Source organism: Methylobacterium sp. D54C (genome assembly GCF_053345595.1).
The window spans coordinates 1-282 of sequence record NZ_JBKFAK010000262.1 but is presented as its reverse complement, the minus strand read 5'-3'; the positions used below and the strand labels follow the sequence as shown (position 1 = coordinate 282).

The 282-nt window shown below is 75.2% G+C and carries 1 pseudogene; it reads right to left on the bottom strand.

The window, feature by feature from the left end:
• Positions 1–282, bottom strand: a pseudogene (locus ACLBYB_RS33440) (LysR family transcriptional regulator); the annotation flags it as partial.

Sequence of the window (282 nt, the reverse complement as noted above, 5' to 3'; positions counted from 1 at the left end):
AGCCACGCGACCCCGTGTCCCGCGAGCGCCATCGACCGCAGGGCCTCGGCCATCGAGTTCTCGTTCGTGTGGACCGGATAGGTCGCGGGCGCGCCCCCCCGGGCCTGGGCGATGGCGGCGAGCCGGCCCAGGAAGGAGCCGCGGGAATATTGCAGGAGGGGCAGGCGGCCTTCCCGGTCGCGGGGGAGACCCGCCGGCGCCGCCACGGCCACGAGGCTGTCCTGGCCGACGACGAGGCAGGGAAAGCGATCGGGCCCGAGCGGGATCGGGATGCCCGGATGG